The organism is Pseudoclavibacter sp. AY1F1, assembly GCF_002931075.1.
Classification (GTDB): domain Bacteria; phylum Actinomycetota; class Actinomycetes; order Actinomycetales; family Microbacteriaceae; genus Pseudoclavibacter.
On the sequence record NZ_PSTQ01000004.1, the window covers coordinates 173,490 to 191,633 of the forward strand.

15 protein-coding genes are annotated in these 18,144 nt (G+C 67.9%); 6 read left to right on the forward strand and 9 right to left on the reverse strand.

Annotation, left to right across the window (positions count from 1 at the left end; genetic code table 11):
* Positions 1-32 precede the first annotated feature (32 nt).
* Genes glsA (C5B85_RS09075) through C5B85_RS09090 form a run of 4 tightly spaced genes read right to left on the reverse strand, consistent with a single transcriptional unit; the run spans position 33 to position 5,396 of the window.
* Positions 33-1,112 (reverse strand): glutaminase A, encoded by a 1,080-nt coding sequence (glsA, locus tag C5B85_RS09075; RefSeq protein WP_308471332.1) that lies wholly within the window; start codon positions 1,110-1,112, stop codon positions 33-35.
* A 10-nt stretch (positions 1,113-1,122) separates the two neighbouring features.
* Positions 1,123-2,169 (reverse strand): glutaminase A, encoded by a 1,047-nt coding sequence (glsA, locus tag C5B85_RS09080; protein ID WP_258070687.1) that lies wholly within the window; start codon positions 2,167-2,169, stop codon positions 1,123-1,125.
* A 9-nt stretch (positions 2,170-2,178) separates the two neighbouring features.
* A complete protein-coding gene (locus tag C5B85_RS09085; protein ID WP_374953089.1) occupies positions 2,179-3,891 on the reverse strand; it encodes a flavin monoamine oxidase family protein in 1,713 nt (570 codons plus the stop codon).
* Positions 3,888-5,396 (reverse strand): amino acid permease, encoded by a 1,509-nt coding sequence (locus tag C5B85_RS09090; protein ID WP_104285700.1) that lies wholly within the window; start codon positions 5,394-5,396, stop codon positions 3,888-3,890. The genes C5B85_RS09085 and C5B85_RS09090 overlap by 4 nt, the downstream gene beginning before the upstream one ends.
* Before the next feature lie 154 nt (positions 5,397-5,550).
* On the opposite strand from C5B85_RS09090, the gene C5B85_RS09095 reads away from it, so the two are divergent.
* Positions 5,551-7,059, forward strand: a complete 1,509-nt coding sequence (locus C5B85_RS09095; protein WP_104285701.1) for a PucR family transcriptional regulator — start codon at positions 5,551-5,553, stop codon at positions 7,057-7,059.
* Here the strand turns inward: C5B85_RS09095 and C5B85_RS09100 are convergent, their stop codons facing one another.
* Positions 7,060-7,644, reverse strand: coding sequence for a hypothetical protein (locus C5B85_RS09100; RefSeq protein WP_104285702.1), 585 nt, complete (start codon positions 7,642-7,644; stop codon positions 7,060-7,062). It abuts the gene before it with no gap.
* Positions 7,645-7,879: 235 nt separating this feature from the next.
* On the opposite strand from C5B85_RS09100, the gene C5B85_RS09105 reads away from it, so the two are divergent.
* Entirely contained in the window at positions 7,880-9,622 is a 1,743-nt protein-coding gene (locus C5B85_RS09105) for a sensor histidine kinase (RefSeq protein ID WP_104285703.1), read from the forward strand.
* On the forward strand, positions 9,610-10,281 hold the full coding sequence (locus C5B85_RS09110; RefSeq protein WP_104285704.1) for a response regulator transcription factor: 672 nt from the start codon (positions 9,610-9,612) through the stop codon (positions 10,279-10,281). Before C5B85_RS09105 ends, C5B85_RS09110 begins: the two co-directional genes overlap by 13 nt.
* Before the next feature lie 40 nt (positions 10,282-10,321).
* On the opposite strand, the gene C5B85_RS09115 is transcribed toward C5B85_RS09110, so the two are convergent.
* On the reverse strand, positions 10,322-11,131 hold the full coding sequence (locus C5B85_RS09115; protein WP_104285705.1) for a hypothetical protein: 810 nt from the start codon (positions 11,129-11,131) through the stop codon (positions 10,322-10,324).
* 238 nt (positions 11,132-11,369) lie between these two features.
* Between C5B85_RS09115 and C5B85_RS09120 the strand changes: the two genes are divergently transcribed.
* The 3 genes from C5B85_RS09120 (at position 11,370) to C5B85_RS09130 (ending at position 13,553) form a co-directional block, all read left to right on the forward strand.
* Positions 11,370-11,969, forward strand: coding sequence for a TetR/AcrR family transcriptional regulator (locus tag C5B85_RS09120; protein ID WP_181064363.1), 600 nt, complete (start codon positions 11,370-11,372; stop codon positions 11,967-11,969).
* 91 nt (positions 11,970-12,060) lie between these two features.
* Positions 12,061-12,621 (forward strand): RNA polymerase sigma factor, encoded by a 561-nt coding sequence (locus C5B85_RS09125; protein ID WP_104285707.1) that lies wholly within the window; start codon positions 12,061-12,063, stop codon positions 12,619-12,621.
* Positions 12,618-13,553 carry a hypothetical protein gene (locus C5B85_RS09130; RefSeq protein ID WP_104285708.1) on the forward strand — a complete coding sequence of 312 codons (936 nt, stop codon included), beginning with the start codon at positions 12,618-12,620 and terminating at the stop codon, positions 13,551-13,553. The genes C5B85_RS09125 and C5B85_RS09130 overlap by 4 nt, the downstream gene beginning before the upstream one ends.
* Before the next feature lie 5 nt (positions 13,554-13,558).
* On the opposite strand, the gene C5B85_RS09135 is transcribed toward C5B85_RS09130, so the two are convergent.
* Genes C5B85_RS09135 through C5B85_RS09145 form a run of 3 tightly spaced genes read right to left on the reverse strand, consistent with a single transcriptional unit; the run spans position 13,559 to position 17,623 of the window.
* A complete protein-coding gene (locus C5B85_RS09135) occupies positions 13,559-14,785 on the reverse strand; it encodes a serine hydrolase (protein WP_104285709.1) in 1,227 nt (408 codons plus the stop codon).
* 37 nt (positions 14,786-14,822) lie between these two features.
* Entirely contained in the window at positions 14,823-16,481 is a 1,659-nt protein-coding gene (dacB, locus tag C5B85_RS09140) for a D-alanyl-D-alanine carboxypeptidase/D-alanyl-D-alanine-endopeptidase (RefSeq protein WP_104285710.1), read from the reverse strand.
* Positions 16,478-17,623 (reverse strand): serine hydrolase, encoded by a 1,146-nt coding sequence (locus C5B85_RS09145; protein ID WP_181064364.1) that lies wholly within the window; start codon positions 17,621-17,623, stop codon positions 16,478-16,480. The genes dacB and C5B85_RS09145 overlap by 4 nt, the downstream gene beginning before the upstream one ends.
* Positions 17,624-18,144 lie beyond the last annotated feature (521 nt).

Below are 18,144 nucleotides of genomic sequence, written 5' to 3' on the forward strand. Positions count from 1 at the left end.
ACAGCCCTCGGCACACGGCCGGACCCGGCGCGCTACTGCACGGTCGATGCGAAGAGGTTCAGCCCGAGCTTGTTCGACAGGTGCCTCGTGGCGCGGATGCCGCGCACGCTGTTTCCTGCCGCATCCAGCGGCGGGGAGAACGTCGCAAGCGAGCCCTTACCCGGCGCGATCGTGACGATGCCGCCGGAGACGCCGCTCTTGCCCGGCATGCCCACCTCGAACAGCCAGTCGCCGCTCGCCTCGTACATGCCGTTCGTCGCCATGACGGAGAGCACGTCGCGGCTCACGGACGGGTCGACGACGTCGACGCCGGAGACGGGGCAGTCGCCGCCGTCTGCGAGCGTGGCTCCCATCGTCGCGAGGTCCTCGGCCGTGACGAGCAGCGAGCACTGGCGCGTGTACAGCTCGGTGACCTGCATGGGGTCGAGGGAGATGTGCCCGTAACTCTCCAGCAGACGCGCGATGCCGCGGTTGCGTGTGTTGGTCTCCATCTCCGACTCGTAGACCCGCTCGTCGATCTCGAGCGTGTGCCCCGCGAACTTCGAGAGCCCCTCGTGAATGAAGTCCCACTTCTCGTCCCACGTTTTGCCGGGCACGAGCGACGTCGTGGCGAGCGCTCCCGCGTTGACCAGCGGGTTCATGGTGCGGCCCCCGTTGAGTTCGATCGCCATGACCGAGTTGAACGGCAGGCCCGTGTTGTTCACGCCGATGCGCTCCCGCACTTCCACGTGGCCGAGCTCCTGCACGACAAGCGCGTAGACAAACGCCTTCGAGATCGACTGGATCGAGAACTGCAGCTGCGCATCCCCGAACGAGAAGCGGTGCCCCGTCGCCGAGGTGAGGCTCAGTCCGAACCACGAGGAATCGGCCTCCGCGAGCGCCGGAATGTAGTCGGCGACCCGCCCGTCCTGCACGTCGCGGTAGCGCTCGTAGGTCTCCGCGAGGATCTCGCGCACCTGCCCCGCGGCGGGAAGGCTGCCTGTTGAGACGACGCGACTATCCGGCGCCACGAGGTCGGGCTCGTGCGGGAACTCGGTCGGATGCTCGAGCAGCGTCGATGGTGCGGAGCTGGCGGCTTGTCCTGGGCGGGCAGCGTCGGGGAGAGTCGTCACGACCCCGAATCTAGTCGTGAACGGTGCCCGACGCGAAGAGGTTCATGCCGAGCTCGTTCGAGAGGTGCCTGGCCGCCTTGATGCCGCGCACGCTGTTCCCGGCGTCATCGAGGCGCGGCGAGTAGCTCGCGAACCCGCCCTTACCGGGCGCAATCGTCACGAGCCCGCCCGAGACGCCGCTCTTGGCGGGCATCCCGATCTCGTACAGCCACTCACCGCTCGCCTCGTACAGGCCGTTCGCTGCCATCACGGCGAGGGCATCCCTGGATGCACCCTGCCCGATGACCTGTTCGCCCGTCTTCGGGTTCTTTCCACCGTCGGCGAGCGTCGCGCCCATGACGGCGAGGTCTTCCGTGCTCACGAGCAGCGCGCACTGGCGCGTGTACAGCTCCGTCACCTCGTGCGGGTCGAGGGTGATGTGCCCGTAGCTCTGCAGGAGGCGCGCGATGCCCTGGTTGCGGATGTTGTTCTCGCGTTCAGACTCGAACGCATCCTGATCGATCTCGAGGTCGCGCCCCGCGAAGGCCGAGAGGCCTCGGAGGATGAAGTCCCACTTCTCCTCCCACGTCTCCCCCGGCGCGAGCGCCGACGTGGCAAGCGCGCCCGCGTTGACGAGCGGGTTCATGGTGCGGCCGCCGTTGAGCTCGATCGCCATGACCGAGTCGAACGGCAGCCCCGTGTTGTTGACGCCCACGAGCTCGCGCGCCTTCGTGTGGCCCACCTCCTCGCGCACGAGCGCAAACACGAACGCCTTCGAGATCGACTGGATCGTGAAGAGCAGCTCCGCGTCGCCGCGGCTGTACGCCTGCCCCTCCGTGGAGACGATGCAGATCCCGAACAGGTCGGGATCCGCATCCGCCAACGCCGGAATGTAGTCGGGCACCTCGCCGTCGTCGACCGACGCGAACTGCTCGTAGGTCTCGTCGACCGCCGTCTTCACGTCGCCGGAGTCGGGCAGCTGCCCCGTCGAGATCGCCGAGCGGCTCGAGTGCACCATCTCCGGCTCGTCGCCGAACATGTGCGTCGCGTCTATGGATCTGTTCCCGGTGTCAGTCACCGGGCCAGGCTAATCGAGGCGTACCGGAGCAAGCTCCGACCAGACATCCCCCGGCCCAGGGTTCTCTGCAGCGGATGCGCCGCCCAGGTGCTTCGCGACGCCCCACACGGCGTTCAGCGCGGTCGTGACCGCGCCCTCCGCCCAGCCGGCCGTGAACGAGATGTCGTCGCCCGCGAGGAAGATGCCCCGCTGGTGCGTGTCGAGCTCGTCCTGCACGAAGTGCCCGAAGAGGCGCTCCTGGTACCGGTAGTGGCCTGGCAGGTTGTTCTTGAAGGCACCCATGTAGTTGGGGTCGGCCTCCCACGACACCGTGATGGGCTCCCCCACGATGTGCGCGCCGATGTCGAGGCCAGGGTAGATCTTGTCGAGCGAGTGCAGCATGAGCCGCGTGCGCTCCGACGCGTCGAGCGCCAGCCACTTCAGGGCGTCGTCGTTCCACGTGTAGGAGAGCAGGATCACGGCGGGCTTGTCCGGCCCCTCGTCGATCAGGTAGGTGGCCCGCGGCAGGCGATCGGTGAGCGTCATGCTCATGACCGGCTTGCCGGTCTCCGGGTCGAGGTCGCGCCAGAACGGGCGGTCGACCATCACGAACGTCTTCGACGAGAGCATGTAGTGGCTCTTCTCGATGGCCGTCCACATCTCCGGCGAGAAGAGCTCCTCGTCGGTGTCGATGCGCGCCGACAGCAGCCACGACTGGCAGGTGACGATGGCGGAGGCGAACTCCTGCGTGCGCCCCCACTTCTCCGTGATGCTGACGCCGCCGTTCGGCCCGCGCTTGATCGCCGCGACCGCCCCGCGCGGAACCCCGCCGTGCAGGCTCGCGAGGCTCGTACCCTCGGGCCAGTGCTCGAGCTCCACCGGCTCGTGGTGCCAGAGGTCGACGGGCAGCTTCTGCGCTCCGCCCACGATGCGGCGGTGCGCGTCATCAGCGTTCGTGAACACGACCCGCAGGATCTCGAGGATCGAGTTCCCGAAGTCGGTGTCCCACCCGCCGGTGCCGAAGCCCACCTGGCCGAACGCCTCGATGTGCTCGAAACTGAGATCCCTGAAGGCCGCGCTCTCTGCCACGAATCCATAGAACGAGCGGTTGTCGAACTTGTCGACCAGCTCGTTCCAGGCAGCCTTCAGGGTCTCGGTGTCGCGCGCCCGGATGGCGTCCTGGATGCGAACCAGGTCGGCCTCCTCCGTGAGCGCACGCTTCCACGCCTCCGCCACCTCCGTGAAGAATGGGGGCAGGTCGGCAGGAGTCTCAGCGTAGAACGACTTGCCGGCGAGCTCGATGACCGTCGAGGGGGTCACTTCGGCAAGTGGGTTCGGGAACGCCTGGGTCTCGAGGCCAAGCAGATCGACGTAGTGGTAGAACGCCCGGCCCGACTCGGGGAAGCGCATCCCGCCAAGGTCGGCGATGACGCTCGGCGCCGCGTCGAACGAGCGCGTCTTGAGGCGCCCACCGATGCTGTCGGCCTCGAAGATGACGGGCTTGAGCCCCATCTTCATGAGCTCGTACGCGGCGACAACCCCGGCGACGCCCGCGCCGACGACGGCCACCTCCGTGCCGTGGCGGTGCTCCGGCACCGAGCCGAGGCCGGCCGGGTGCGAGAGGAAGTCGTCGTAGCTGAACGGGAAGTCCGGGTTGAGCATGGTCACAGGCTGCGGGTCCTGCGGCGTGGATGCACCTTCCGCGCGTTGCGGGCCGCTCGGCATCGGGGTCGCGATGGTCACTTGTGCTCCTTCATGATGACGGGGGTCGCGGCCGTTGCCGCGTTGACGTAGTCGTTCTCGCTCATGGCGCCGACGATGGAGTGCTTCCGACCGTACGCGAAGTACAGGGCGACGCCCACGACCATCCACAGACCGAACACCATCCACGTGGTGCCGCCGAGGGTGACCATGAGGCCGAGGCACATGACGATGCCAAGAATCGGCACGACAGGGAAGAACGGCACCTTGTAGCTGCGCGGCAGCTCGGGGCGGGCGCGGCGCAGGTAGATGACCGAGAGATTGACCAGCGCAAACGCGAACAGGGTGCCGATGCTCGTCGCATCCGCCAGCTCGCCGAGCGGGATGAACGCCGCGACGACCGCGATGATGACGCCCACGATCACCGTTCCGGCAACCGGGGTGCCCGTCGAGGGGCGGACGCGGCCGAAGATCTTCGGCACCATGCCGTCGCGTGCCATGCGGAACAGGATGCGCGTCTGCCCGTAGTAGACGGTGAGGACGACGCTCGCGATCGCGATGACGGCGCCGACCGAGAACATGAGCGCGAGCAGCGGCTGGCCGGTGATGTCGGTGAGGATGCGCACAAACGCTGCCTCGCCGTCGTTGAACTCGGTCCACGGGAGCGCGCCGATCGCGGCAACCGCGACGAGGATGTACACGACCGTGACGATGACCATCGAGAGGATGATCGCGCGCGGCAGATCCTTCTGCGGGTTCTTCGCCTCATCGCCTGCCGTCGAGGCGGCGTCGAAGCCGATGTACGAGAAGAAGAGGCGACTCGAGGCGGCTGCGACTCCGGCGGCGCCCATGGGGGCGAGCGGCTCGAAGTTCTGCATCGTGAACGCCGTGAAGGCGATGAACACGAAGACGAGCAGCACGATGACCTTGATGGCGACCATGACGGTGTTCACCCAGGCGCTCTCCTTCGCGCCGCGCACGAGCAGCAGCATCGCGACGATCACGAGGGCCGCGGCGGGCAGATTGAAGAAGCCGCCGTCGAGGCCGATCGGGTTGGCAAGCGCGGGCGGAAGGGCGAGACCAAAGACGCCGAGCGCTTCGTTGACGTACTGGCCGGCACCGACCGCGACTGCCGCGACTGAGACACCGTACTCGAGCACAAGGCACCACCCGCACACCCAGGCGACACCTTCGCCCATCGTGGCGTAGGAGTACGAGTAGCTCGAGCCAGAGACGGGCACGGAGCTCGCCATCTCGGCGTACGAGAGGGCGGAGAGGAGAGCTGCGAGCCCTGCGACGGCAAACGCGATCCAGACGGCCGGTCCTGCAAGCGGGACCGCGGTGCCGAGGATCACGAAGATTCCCGTGCCGAGGGTCGCCCCGACGCTGATCATGGTGAGCTGCCACATGCCGAGGGTGCGCTTGAGACCGCCCTCGCCCGACTCGGTCAGCGACTCGTCGGTGAGCTGCTCCAGCGGCTTGCGACGCAGAAGCTGCGCGCCCAGCGGCGTGCGTGTTCTACCGGTCGTGGTGGGTGATGTCGCCATTGACGGTTCCCCTTCTTTCTTGGGAGGGTGCAGCGTGATCAGGGATCGATCAGCTCTGGTGAGCGTGGCCATCGTATGGTCGCACCGCGCAACGCAGACACGGGCGATATGCTCGGTTCGTTGCGAAGATGCGACAGAATGCACGGGAGCTCTCATGCCATCACCATCGTCACCGCACGGCCAAATCACCCTCGCCCAGCTCCTTGCCCGGTCCGAGCTGCACCTCGAGGTCGTCGTCGAAGGCGCGCTGGAGACCAGCATCCGCTGGGTCGCCTCGAGTGACCTGCCCGACCCGACCCCCTACCTGCTCGGCGGCGAGTTCCTCCTGACCGCCGGCGTCGGCCTCCGCGGCTTGGGCGACGAAGAGCTCACCACCTACGTCGACCGGGCCGTCGCGATCGGAGTCGTCGCGATCGGCATCGGCATCGGCCCCGTCTTCACCTCCGTTCCCACGGCGCTCGCCGAGGCGTGCGCGGCGCGCGAGCTCACCCTGGTCATGGTGCCCAACGACACCCCCTTCGTCTCTGTTACCCGCACCTTCGCCGAGATGACCGAGCTCCGGCGAGTAGATTCCCTGCGCACGCTCGCGGACGCGACCCGGCGGCTCCTGCGCGCAGCCTCCGCCGACCAGCCCGAGACGGCCGTCGCGGCGGCCCTCGCCGAGCGCCTCCATTCCTGGGCAGCGATCGTCGGGCAGGGCGGAACGGTCCGGGCCAGGGCGGGGCAGGTGCCGCCGGCGCCCGTCCTCGGCGCTCTCGCGGAATCCGCTGACCCTGCCAGGGGCGGGGCCGCGGCCTACCCGCTGCGCAGCCTCGGCGGGGCAGCCCTCGGCACCCTGCTCGTCGAGGCCGCTCCCCCGGCAGGATCAACGGCGCACGCCTTCCTCACGACGGCCCACGGCATGCTCGAGCTCATCGCCAGGCAGCGCACCTCGGGCAGCGTCGCGCCTGGCCAGCTGCTCGTCCCGCTCCTCCTTGAAGAAGGTGACGTCTTCGCGCGGCAGAACGTCGGCCAGGACGGCGAGCTGTGGCGCGAGCTGCTGACGCAGGCGGCCGGCGGCGACGCGCGCGCCCGCACCCTGCGGGTCGTCGTCGCGTGCGCCCCCGCCTCCGCGAAGGGAACCAGCGAGCTGCACCGCTGGCGCAGCCTCTTCGACACGAAACTCGTCACGATCTCGGCAGAGCACGCGACGGTCACCCTCATCACACGCCTCGATGTCACGGAACGGCGGCTCTCGTCGCTTCTCGACGAGGGCTGGAGCTTCGTCGTGGGGCGCCCCGTCGCACCCGAGCAGCTGCGCGCATCCGCCGCCGAAGTACGTGCGCTCGAGCGTCGCGCGAGGGAAGACGGCGGGGTGGTGCGCGTCGGCGCCGACCTCGCCCCCGTGCACTCGTTCATCGGCGCAGCCTCCGGCAGGGCCCTCGCCGACCGGCGGCTCGAGTCGATCCTCGCCCTCGAGCCCGAGACCCGCGAAGCGCGCCTCTCGCTCCTCCGCGCCTGGCTGCACGCCAACGGGCACTGGGATGCGACGGGCCGCGAACTCGGGATGCACCGCAACAGCGTGCGCCGCGGCATCGACCAGCTACGGGGGCTGCTTGGGCTCGACCTCGACGACGCACGCGTGCGCGCGGAACTCGTGATCGCCCTGGACTACGTGGAATAGCTACCCGGCGAACCACTCGGTCAAGACCCAGAGCAGGACGAGCGCTCCGACGAGGATCGCGAACAACGGCGCCCCCGCCACGAGCACCTCACCGATGCTCGCCCCGCCTCGATATCGACGCCGCACCTGCAGCGGGGAGAGCGGTTCGCTGACGAGCGTGACGCGGCACCCCGCCGAGCGAAGCGCATCCACGACCACGCGACCATGCGGCGTGAACGCCGCAATCGTGTCGCCATCGCGCCTCACGACCACTCGCGCGGCAGTTCCCGGCCCGATCCGCGTCGGGAGCATGAGGCGCTCGACGACGACGACCTCGTCGATGACGGCGAGCGGGATGACCCGCTGCCGTCGCCGAACCGACCTGATCACGAGACCCGTCTCCTCGACCCTCGCTTCGACGAACCGACCGAAGAGCACCGCCCCCACCGCGAGCGCCACGGCCCCGAGGAGCGCCAGCACCGCGCCGCCCGCCGAGCCCTGCGCCCACGGCCCCGCGGCGGCCTCGACAAGCGCGAACCACGCGAGGCCGACGAGGAACGCAACGGCAGAGAGAACAAGGAACCATCGCCCAGCCCGTACCGACATGCGTCTCCTCCGTTCGCCCCGCCGCGAGCGCCGCTGGCCGGGTCTTTCCGCCCCGCACCGCTCACGTGTCGATGCCCATGGCAAGCCAACAGGGTAGCCCGCGGCACACCGCAGCGACCCGCCGCCGGGGTAGGCTTCGTCCACGCTCCCCCGGCGCGCAGCACCGCACATCCACGCTTCTTCGTGTTGCGTGACCCCCGCTGCATCACTTGGCACGAGCTGAGGTGACTTCGACGTGACCCGTTCCACCGAATCGCGAGCCCTGCCCGTCCCCCTGCGGACTGCACGTGGTGACGCCCTTCGCCCCGCGCTGCTCCTCATCGCCGTGCTCGCACTGGCCCTCGGCGGCGTGCAGCTCGCCGTCGGGGCCAACTCCCCCGTGCCGTTCTGGGTGCCGGCCGCCTTCACCGCGGTCTTCTTCGTGTGGACGGCCGCCGGAGTCATCGCCTGGTGGCGCCGCCCCCTGAGCATGGTCGGCGGGCTGCTGCTCGTGGGCGCCGTCGCGATGTTCCTCGGCGGCGTCGGCAACCTCGGCCTCCCCGTGCTCGTCGAGCTGAGCACCGTCTTCGCGACCCTCATCCTCTCGGTGACCGTGCACCTGCTGCACGCGTTCCCCTCCGGACGACTCCACGGGCGCCTCTCCATCGCCACGGTTTCCGTCGGCTACGGAGTGACGCTCCTGCTGCAGATGCCGCTCTACCTGCTGCCGCCCGAGTCGACGTCGCACCTCGTCGCCGTCTGGGTGCAGGCGGCCGTCGGACTCGGGGTCATGGGCGTCACGGCCGCGCTGCTCATCCGTCGCCTGCGCTCCGCGGACCCCAAGAACCTCCGCGTGCTGCTGCCGCTGTACCTGTACGGGATCCTGGCGGTGCTGAGCATCCCCCTCTCCGCCAACGTCCTCCGGGTGCTCGGCGCCCCGGGCGAGGTGATCGGCTCGATCCAGCTGGTGGTCATCGCCGGCATCCCCATCGCGTTCCTGCTCGGCGTGCTCATTGGCGGGTTCACGCAGACCGTCGAGGCGGAAGCCCTCAGCTCCTGGCTCAGCCTCGCCGGCTCCGCGAGGACCGTCGTGGGTCCGGCGCTCGCCCGCTCCCTCGGCGACGACTCGCTGCGAGTCTCGTACTGGGCCGAGGACCGGCAATCGTTTGTCGACGAGGAAGGGCTCGACGTCGACGTGCACGCCCAAGCCGAGCCGCGCCTCTGGGAGGAAGTGCACGTCGAGTCACGGCTGGTCGGCGCGATCAGCTACGACAGCCGGATGATCGCCGACCCCGACTCGGTGCGCCGGGCCGGCCGCGTGCTCGCCATCGCGCTCGACCGCGAGCGCCTCACCGCCGCCCTCCTCTCCAGCAACGAGGCCCTGCAGCAGTCGAGGCTGCGCATCGTCGAGACGGCAGACCGCGAACGCAACCGCATCGCGAGAGACCTGCACGACGGACTCCAGGTTCAGCTTGTGCTGCTCGCGCTGGAAGCTCAGCAGATCGCGAACTCCGCCGACGCGCATCCCTCGACCGTGACCGAGGCGACAGCCCTGCGCCGCCGCATCGACGCGGCCGCCGCCGAGCTTCGCAGCCTCGTGCACGCCGTGCTGCCGTCGGCGCTGGTCGAACGCGGGCTGACGGCCGCCGCGGAGGACCTCGTCGACCGGCTCGAGATTCCGACGAGGCTCGTGAGCGACGCCGACGAGCGCAGGCTCGCGCCCGCGACCTCCCAGTCGGCGTATCTCATCCTCGCCGAGGCCCTCACCAACGCCGTCAAGCACTCCGACGCTCGGTCGGTGGATGTGCGCATCACCCAGACGGGCGGGCTGCTGAGCGTGACGGTCAGCGACGACGGACGGGGCGGGGCGCGCATCGAGGACGGCTCAGGGTTGAAGGGGCTCGTCGACCGCATCGATACGCTCGGCGGCTCCTTCCAGCTCATCTCACCGGTCGGATCAGGAACGGAACTGCGAGTGGAGCTGCCATGCGGGTTGTGATCGGCGAAGACGAGGCGCTGCTGCGCGAGGGGCTCGGGCATGTCCTCACCAACGACGGCTTCGAGGTTGTCGCCTCCGTCGGCACGGCGGTCGAGCTCGAGGTCGAGGTCGCGCGCCACACGCCCGACCTCGTGATCACCGACATCCGCATGCCGCCGACGTTCACCGATGAGGGGCTGGTCGCCGCGCTCCGCATCCGCCAAGCCCACCCTGAGGCTGCGGTTGTTGTGCTCTCGCAGCACGTGCAGCGGAGGTACGCGAGCGAGCTCATCGGGCAGCGCGGGGGCGGCGTCGGCTACCTGCTCAAGCAGCGCATCGCCGACGTTCGGGCGTTCACCGCCGACCTGCGCCACGTGCAGGCTGGCGGCACAGTGCTCGACCCGGACGTCGTCGCGGTACTGGTGGCCCGCGCGACCAAGATCAGCGGGCCCGTCGGCGAGCTCACACCCCGCCAGCTCGAGGTGCTCAGCCTCATGGCGGAGGGGCGAAGCAACAGGTACATCGCCGCGCACCTCGGGTCGTCCGAGAAGGCCATCGTGCACCACACCTCGAACATCTACGACACCTTCAGCCTGCCCGTCGCCGCCGACGACCACCGGCGCGTGCTCGCCGTGGTCCGATACCTGGCCGCCGCGGGTGACTTGGATGCGCGCATCTGAAGCCGACGGGACCAGCTCGAGATTTCCGAACAGGTACGAGCTAGAGGCACACGTTGAATGAGATCGCGTTGAGCGCGATGAACTGCCAGCCGGCCTTGCTGCCGTAGCTCGTGTATCGGAGGCCGAGTCCTGTGCTCGCGACGGAATCGAACGAAAACTCCTCGATGTAGGGTTCATCCTCGGTCTGCGCGTTGACGCTGACGCGCCGGAACGGATTTGTGTAGGTGCCGGACCCAACCCCTGGGTCTGCAAGCGGTGGTGCGGACACGTGCGCGATGCTCTCGGGCTGTTGGCTGAACCCGACGGCATCGCGATAGGTCGCAGTCCAGGCGTAAGCGCCGAACGTCTCCTCGACCGAGCTGATGTCGAACACCGTGATCTTCATCGAGCTGACGCCGATCGGCACGCCGTTGTTCTTGACGACGAACTGCACGTCCTGGCGGGGGGAAACGCTACTGGCGCTTCCCCGTTGATTCAGCACGATCGCCCCGGGCACGGCAAAGTCAGTGAAGACGAAGTCGAATCCGTCCGCATCTCCGTTCCAGCCGGAGCCGTTCGCGGTGAAGTTGAAGTTCTGTCCATTCTGCTCAGTGACGGTCCCGAGCGCCCGAGTGGATGTGAGCGTCACCGTGACTCCGGGCACCGAGGTCTGCAGCACGACCTGGTTCACGGGCTGGTCCGACGCGACCAGGACTGCGGTCAGCTGGCACTGAGACGTGGAAGCCGAGGCCAAGGGGGCGGCAGTCACGACGGCAAGCACGGGGATCGACCAAGCCGAGGCCCGCAGCAGGCCTCGCCGGCTCACGTCATTCCCCGTCGGGTTGACGACGTTCTTGGTTTCTTCTGTCATTGCTGATCCGTTCTTCTCATGCGTTGGAGTCGCGCGTCCGTGCTGGTCAGCCGCCAACGCTCAGTTCGGGTCGGTCCGTTCTCCAGCACCTTCCCGCCGGATCGGTGACCTGCACCGCGACCAAATTAGCGTACCGATCGGTACTAGCACCACATGGTACGAGAAAACGGGGGTCCGCGCACTCGAGAGGCGAACCATGTCTAGGATTGGCAGGGGCAATCGACAGTTCAGGAGTGCAGTGACGAAGAGTTCTCCGGAGCGCGACGGTCGAACGACGAGGTTCGAGGCCCGGCGTCCAGAGCTGCTGACTCAAGCCACCGAGCACCTGCTCGAGCACGGAGTGGCAGCATTCTCGCTGCGACCGGTTGCCAAGGCACTCGGAGTCACGCACGCCACACTGCTTCGACACTTCACCTCGAAGGAGCAACTTCTCGTGGAAGTGGCAGAGCTTGCACGAGCTGAGCTGCAGGAGAAGTTGCAGGCCGATCCCGATCTCCAAGCAGCATCTGGCGCGGAAGAAGTCGTCCGCGCGACCTGGCGAATCCTCCGCACCCCGCGCGAGGTTCGCAGGATCGCAGTGCTGCTGGAGCTCGCCAACGCGCATCCCGCCGACGAGACCCAACGGCGGTCGATCGCATCTGAACTCATCGCGGACTGGATCGCCGAGATGCAGGAGGTACTCATCGCGGACGGTTACTCGAAGGAGCAGTCGGTGTCGATAGGGACCCTGCTCGTCGGACTTGCGCACGGCTTGCAGATCGACCTCGCGATCACGGGCGACACCGAGCGCATCGACGCGGCGTTCGAGTCCGGAGTGCCTCGCATCCTGTCGCGCTAGGCACTCTAGGCGCTCGAGCGCGAGCGCGAGCGGCACGACCAAAAGCGGCCGAGATTTGTAACAGGCGCGCGTTTCTGGGCATGTAGGAGATGTGAGCCCGAACAGACTCGAGAATCAACGCGCGGAGCGCTTCTCCGCGCTGTACGACGACAGCTATGTCGACGTACTGCGCTTCCTCGCCCGCCGCACGACTCTCGACGCGGCTGAAGACGTCGCGCACGAGGTTTTTCTGACCGCCTGGCGCCGGCTCGATGACGTGCCGAAGCTCCGCGATGAGGCGCGCGCCTGGCTGTTCGGCACCGCGCGAAACTGTCTGCTGCGCGAGTGGCGCGAGAGCGGCAAGCGGAACGAGCTCAGCGTGCGGATCGCGGACGCAGCATCTGCCCTACCGCTCAGCGACGAAGCACAGACAGCCGACACCCGCCTCGACCTTGCCACCGCCTGGAGCCGGCTCGACCCCAGCCATCAGGAGGTCCTCTCGCTCGCGATCTGGGAACAGCTCCCCTCCTCGCTCGCGGGGACCGTACTCGGCATCAGCGCGCAGAGCTACCGCGTTCGTCTGCATCGCGCACGCTCGGCCCTGCGGCAACACCTCGACGACCCGACACCACCACCGCACTCCCCCTCGACCGTGACGGAGCACCAGGCATGAGCGTCGACGACGAAGCCCTGAAGCAGTTGCGCAAGCTCGACGCTGCATCGTTCACGACCCTGACCGAGAAGCAGCGCGCAAGGGCACGGTCCGGCAAGGCGAGCATCCTCGCCACCCCGCTCGAGGGTGAAGCGCAGCCGGGCCCCTCCGCCCGATCACGGAAGAGCCGCACACGCACTCGCTCGCGCCTCGCGTGGAGCGTCGGCCTCGTCGCCGTGACGGGCGCGGCCGTGGCAGCACTGGTCTTCGCCGCGACCACCTACCTCGGCGACCCGGCGCCTGTCGTCGGCACCACGCCGAACGCGACGAGCGAGCCGTCACCGTCGACACCCTCACCCGCAGATCAGCCGCAGCTCACCGAGGCGGAAGCCATCGCCGGCTGCGTCGAGGCGTGGCGCCCGGATTCGGATATCCAGTCGAAGGAGCAGTACGAGAGCTTCTACGTGAACGACAGATCGATCACGAACATCGTCGACGGCGAATGGCAGATCACGCTCGTGCCAACGCAGCAGGTGGAAGCGGAATGGAATCTCTACTGCACGTCGTCCGACGACGTCGTGATCATCTACACCAATGGCTACGAGGACTGGCCGACGATCGAAGAAACGCAGACCACGACGATCGGTGGGACGGTGCTCCTCGCCGCCAAGCATGCTCCGGCAACGGTCATGGAGGGTCGGATCAGCGGGACGCTCGGGCTCAACGAGGGCGGCTGCTGGGTTGTGATCCAGGGCGAGTACCAGACCCTGCTGCAGTTCCCCTTCGGCTCCGCCCTCACGCCGGATGGTCGTGGCGTGGAAGTTCCTGGCGTCGGCGTTGTCGGGGTGGGCGACACGATCGAGGGCGGCGGCGGAGTCGATTCGGCCGCGCCTGAGACCCCCGCGGTCTGCGGGGGCCCGGCACAGCCGATGGCCTTCTGGCAGGTGCCCTGACTCGGCTAGCTCGCTACCGGCTTCGTGTAGAGCGCCCCGATGAGTGCCTTCGCGATCTCAGTGGCCGGTCCCGCGCCGTTCGCCGCCGGGGCGAGGTTCGCCCAGACCACCAGCGTCACGTCGGCCTCCGGGTCGTAGCCCATGAAGGAGTTGAAGCCGGGCAGCTCACCAGTGTGGCCATAGAACTGGCCGAAGTGGGCGATGTTGTACCCGTACGTCGGGTCTGCCGGGTTCTTGCTCGTGGGCTGGAAGCTGTCCATCCGCGCCTGCTGCATGTCCGGCTCGAGTATGTCGCCGCTCTTCCCTCCGAGCGCCTCTACCCAGTCGGCGAGGTCACCCGCGGTAGAGATTCCTGAGCCAGCCGACCACGCCCATGACGGATTGTCGAGGGTGCCGTCGTTCGGCGTGAACGTGCCCTCCTCGACCTGCTTCATGAGGTCGGGCGGGAGCTTCGACGAGCCGATCGTGTTGACGTTGGTCCACCAGAAGTAGCCATCGGAGTGCGGCGTCGGGATGCTGCTGTCGCCGATCTCCGGGAACGACGTCTCGTCGAGGCCAAGCGGCGTGAAGATCCGCTCCTGGTAGATCTCGGCAAGGGGCTTGCCGTCGAGGTCTTCGGCGATGAGGCCGAGGAGGATCGTGTTCGTGTTCGAGTAGTGGTAGTCGGTGCCCGGTTCGAAGTCCACCGGCAGCGGCAACGCCATCTTGATGAGCTCCTCCGGTTCCCACACGCGGTCGGGGTTCTCGTCCAGCGCCGTGTTGAGCTCGAGGGTCTCCGTGTAGTTGGCGAGCCCGCTACGCATGAGCAGCATCTGCTCGATCGTGATGTTGTCGCCGTTCGGCACGTCGGGCCGGTACTTCGACACCGGGTCCTCGAGCGCGATCTTGCCCTCCTGCACGAGCTGCAGGATGACGGTGCCGGTCCACGTCTTCGTGTTGGAGCCGACGCGGATATGGTCGTCGACCGAGACGGGCGTGCTGCCGCCCGGCTTCGTCACGCCGTAGGTCGCCGTGAACTCGCCCTCCGGCGTGCGCAGCAGCATCACGGCGCCCGGCTGACCAAGAGCCTCTGCCGTCTCCTCGAAGACGGCCGTGACCGCGGCCTCATCGAAGGGCTTCAGCGTGGATGCGGGCGCTTCGGTCTCGGCGGCCTGTGCCGAGCACGAGACCAGCGCCAGGGCCGCGACCATGGCGGCCGCCGTGTACGTCGTTCTTCTCGCGATCTTGGACATGCGCTGTCTCCTCAGGGATTGCGTGGGGAATGCTTGGTCAGTACGCCTGCTGGATGATCGCCGCGACCTGGCCGACGTTGTCGTTCGCTTCGAAGACGCCTGGCATGCCGTCATAGAAGCCCTGGTTGACGATGATCGTGAAGGCCAGGTTGCGGCCGCCCTCGGTCTGCATGACACCACCGAGGGTCTTCGTGCCGAGCCGCAACCGCCCGTTGAAGGCGTCGGCGCTCGCGAGCGTTCCTGTCTTCGCGTACACCTTCCCGGCCGCGGGGCTGTCCTTCTGCACGTCGGCAAGAGAACCGTCGACGCCCAGGATGGGCATCGTGTCGCGCCACTGCTCGGCATCCGGTCGCTCCGCCATGAGCGTCTGGATCTGCACGGCGTTCTTCGGGGTGATGTAGTTGCCATCGAGCCCCGAGCCATCGATGAGGGATGCGCCGGTCGTGTCGAGGCCAGCCTCAGCCCAGATCGCCTGGGCGACGCCCATGCCCTGCTTGTCGCAGTCGTTCTTGCCTGCGTCGACCGCGAGGCGACAGATGAGGGTCTGGGCGCCGCGGTTGTAGCTGACCTTCATGACGTACGTCACTTCCTCAGCCAGCGGAAGCGACTCGAGTTCGGCAACCGCGGGCAGCGCCTCGACGGCGTCCCACTCGGGAAGCGCCGACTTCGGGTTCTCAGCGAACGGGTCAGCAGTCACGCTAACTCCCGCGCGCTCGAGTGCCTCGATGAAGGCCGTGCGCGCGAAGGTCGACGGGTCCTCGAACTCGAAGACCCGCAGCACGGGGTCAGCATCCGCGGCGATCGTGCCGGTCACAACGATCTTGTTGGGCTCGCTCGCCGACACCTTCGGCGCCTCGACCTTGTACTCCTCGCCTGCCGGCACCGTCTGTACCTGCAGGTCGAGCGTCCACTGGCCGACCGCTGGCGTGAGCGCAGCCGTCGCCGGCTGGCCCGCCTCCCCCGGCGTGATGAGCACGTCCAGGAGGTTCTGGTTGATGACGATCGGCGTGATCGGCTGCTCCGCAAGCGTGCCCTGGAAGAGGCGGTCGTCGATCACGACGTCGCCGTTCACCGTCGTGATGCCGGATGCCTTCACCTGCGCCGCCAGATCGTCGAGGCCCGTGAGCGGGTCCTGCGTCGTGAGCGTCGCACCAGGCAGCGGGTTGGCGTCGTTGTGGTCGAGGTTCGTGAAGCTGACCGTGCCGTCGTCCTTCGTGCGCCCGCCCATCGTCAGGTCGCCCTGTCCGACGAGCACGAGGTCGCCATCCAGCGTCCCCGCCGTGACCTCACCCAGCTGCTTCACGGGCGTCGTGACCGTGTGCTCCGGCCCCCACTTCACCCAGGCCGCGCCCGCGCTGTACGTCTTCACGAAGGAGCCCGGCTCCGCGAGCTTGCCTCCGTCGAGGTCGATGAGCGTCTCCCCCGTGTCCAGGTCCTCGACAGAGATCGACCAGCGGCCGCTCGAGAACTGCGGCTGGTTCATCACCTCGAGCGCCTCGTCCGGGAGCCCCGGGACCGAGACGAGCGTCGTGCCGTCCCAGACCGGGACGTCCGCGTTGTTTGCATCGGCCGCGACGCACCCCGTGAGCAGCAGCATCGTGACGGCCCCCGCCGTCAGGACGCTTACGCCGCGGCCGAATTCTGGTCGGCGCATCCGCGCGGCGCCCTTGCCCGAGTTGGGCTGGCCGGCGATCATGCGCCCATTCCGTTCGCGAGGGCCTCAGCCAGCGCACGGAAGCCCTGATCCGCTGGATGCGCATCCGGGTTGTTCGATTCGTTCATGTAGACGACGATGCTCGCGCCGGTCGCCGGGTCGTGGAAGGTCGCGGCCGTGAAGCCGAGCCCCTCGCCGTTATGCCCCAGCCACCCGTTCGTCTCACCCATCCCCACGGCGTAGACGTCGTAGGGCGGACTCGGTATCTCGTGGCCGATCTCCCTCAGCTCCTGCGTCTCCGGCTTGAGCAGCGCACCGCTCCCGAGAGTCTCTGCCCACGCCCTGCCGTCCTCGAGCGTCGAGAACAGCGAGCCCGCAGCTCCCAGGATCGAGGGGTTCTCGTCCATGGGAACCGGCTTGCCGTCGACGATGACGTAGCCCGTGGGATGCGGGCCCGTCCAGTCGGCGACATCCGTCAGGTACGACGTGCCCGTCTGACCGAGCGGGGTGAGGATGCGCTCGTCGAGCGTCTCCTCGTACGGCTGACCCGTGACCTTCTCGATGACCGCGCCAAGCAGGTTCGTGTTGGCGTTCGTGTACAGGTACTCGGTGCCCGGCTCGAACTTCGCAGGCTGGTCGATGACGAAGCTGTTGAGGTCCTCGAGCGTGTAGATCCTGGTGGGGTCCGCTTCGAACTCGTCCGAGAACGCCTGCGTCACGTAGTCGACGTTGCCGCTCGACATGTTCGCGAGCTCCAGCAGCGTGATCTTGTCGCCGTTCGTGATGCCGTCCACGTACTGGTCGATCGTGTCGTCGAGGCTCAGCTTGCCCTCGTCGGCGAGTTGCAGGATGAGCGTCACCGTGTACGACTTCGTGATGCTGCGGATGGGCCACGACATGTCGGTCGTGACCGGCGTGCTCTCCTCCACGTTGGCCAGCCCGGTCGCGGTCGTCCACGAGCCCTGACCCGGGATCCAGACGCCGGCGGCCGCTCCCGGCACGTCATGCTCCGCCAAGACCTTGTCGAGCGCCGCCTGCAATTCGTCCTGGAGCTCCGCGGGCAGCTCACCCTCGGGCGCTGCGGGGCGGGTCACCTCCGGCGAGGCGGGGTCTGCAGTACTGCCAGCTGCGTCGCCGCCAGCATTCGCGCATCCGCTCGCCAGAAGACCGACGACAGCTGCCATCGCTGCCAGACCGAAAAGGCGGGCCTGCCTAGTTCGGTGAAGACCGTCAGTGGGCGCAGGTTGGGTCGGCATGATTCCTCATTCGTCGAGGTTCCCTGAGACGCGTCGGGGGATGACATCTCAGCACCCAGACTCCCGGATGAGGGTGCGCCCGGGAAGGGACCTAGGTCCCCCATATGCGAAAGATTCTCGCGTTCGGCGGCAACGGCCGCCTCAGCTGTTCTCTGCGACCTCAGAGGCGTTCGCGCGCGAGGCGACCCGACGACGGCGCGATACCTCTCGGTACACGACCCAGAGAATCACCGTCGGCATGACAAGAAGGAGACGCAGGAAAATGTCGCCGGTCTGGAAAGAAGCGTAGAGAACAAGCACCGACAAGAGGATGAGCCCGCCAAGTATCAACCGGCGTTCCGTTCTCGTACCCATCAGTGCCTCCCGCATTCCATGTGCGGTTCAGGGCCCACAATGGCCGAGAACCAATTCCCGCCCCAGCACATCATCGGAACCTCCGCGCCGGCTCC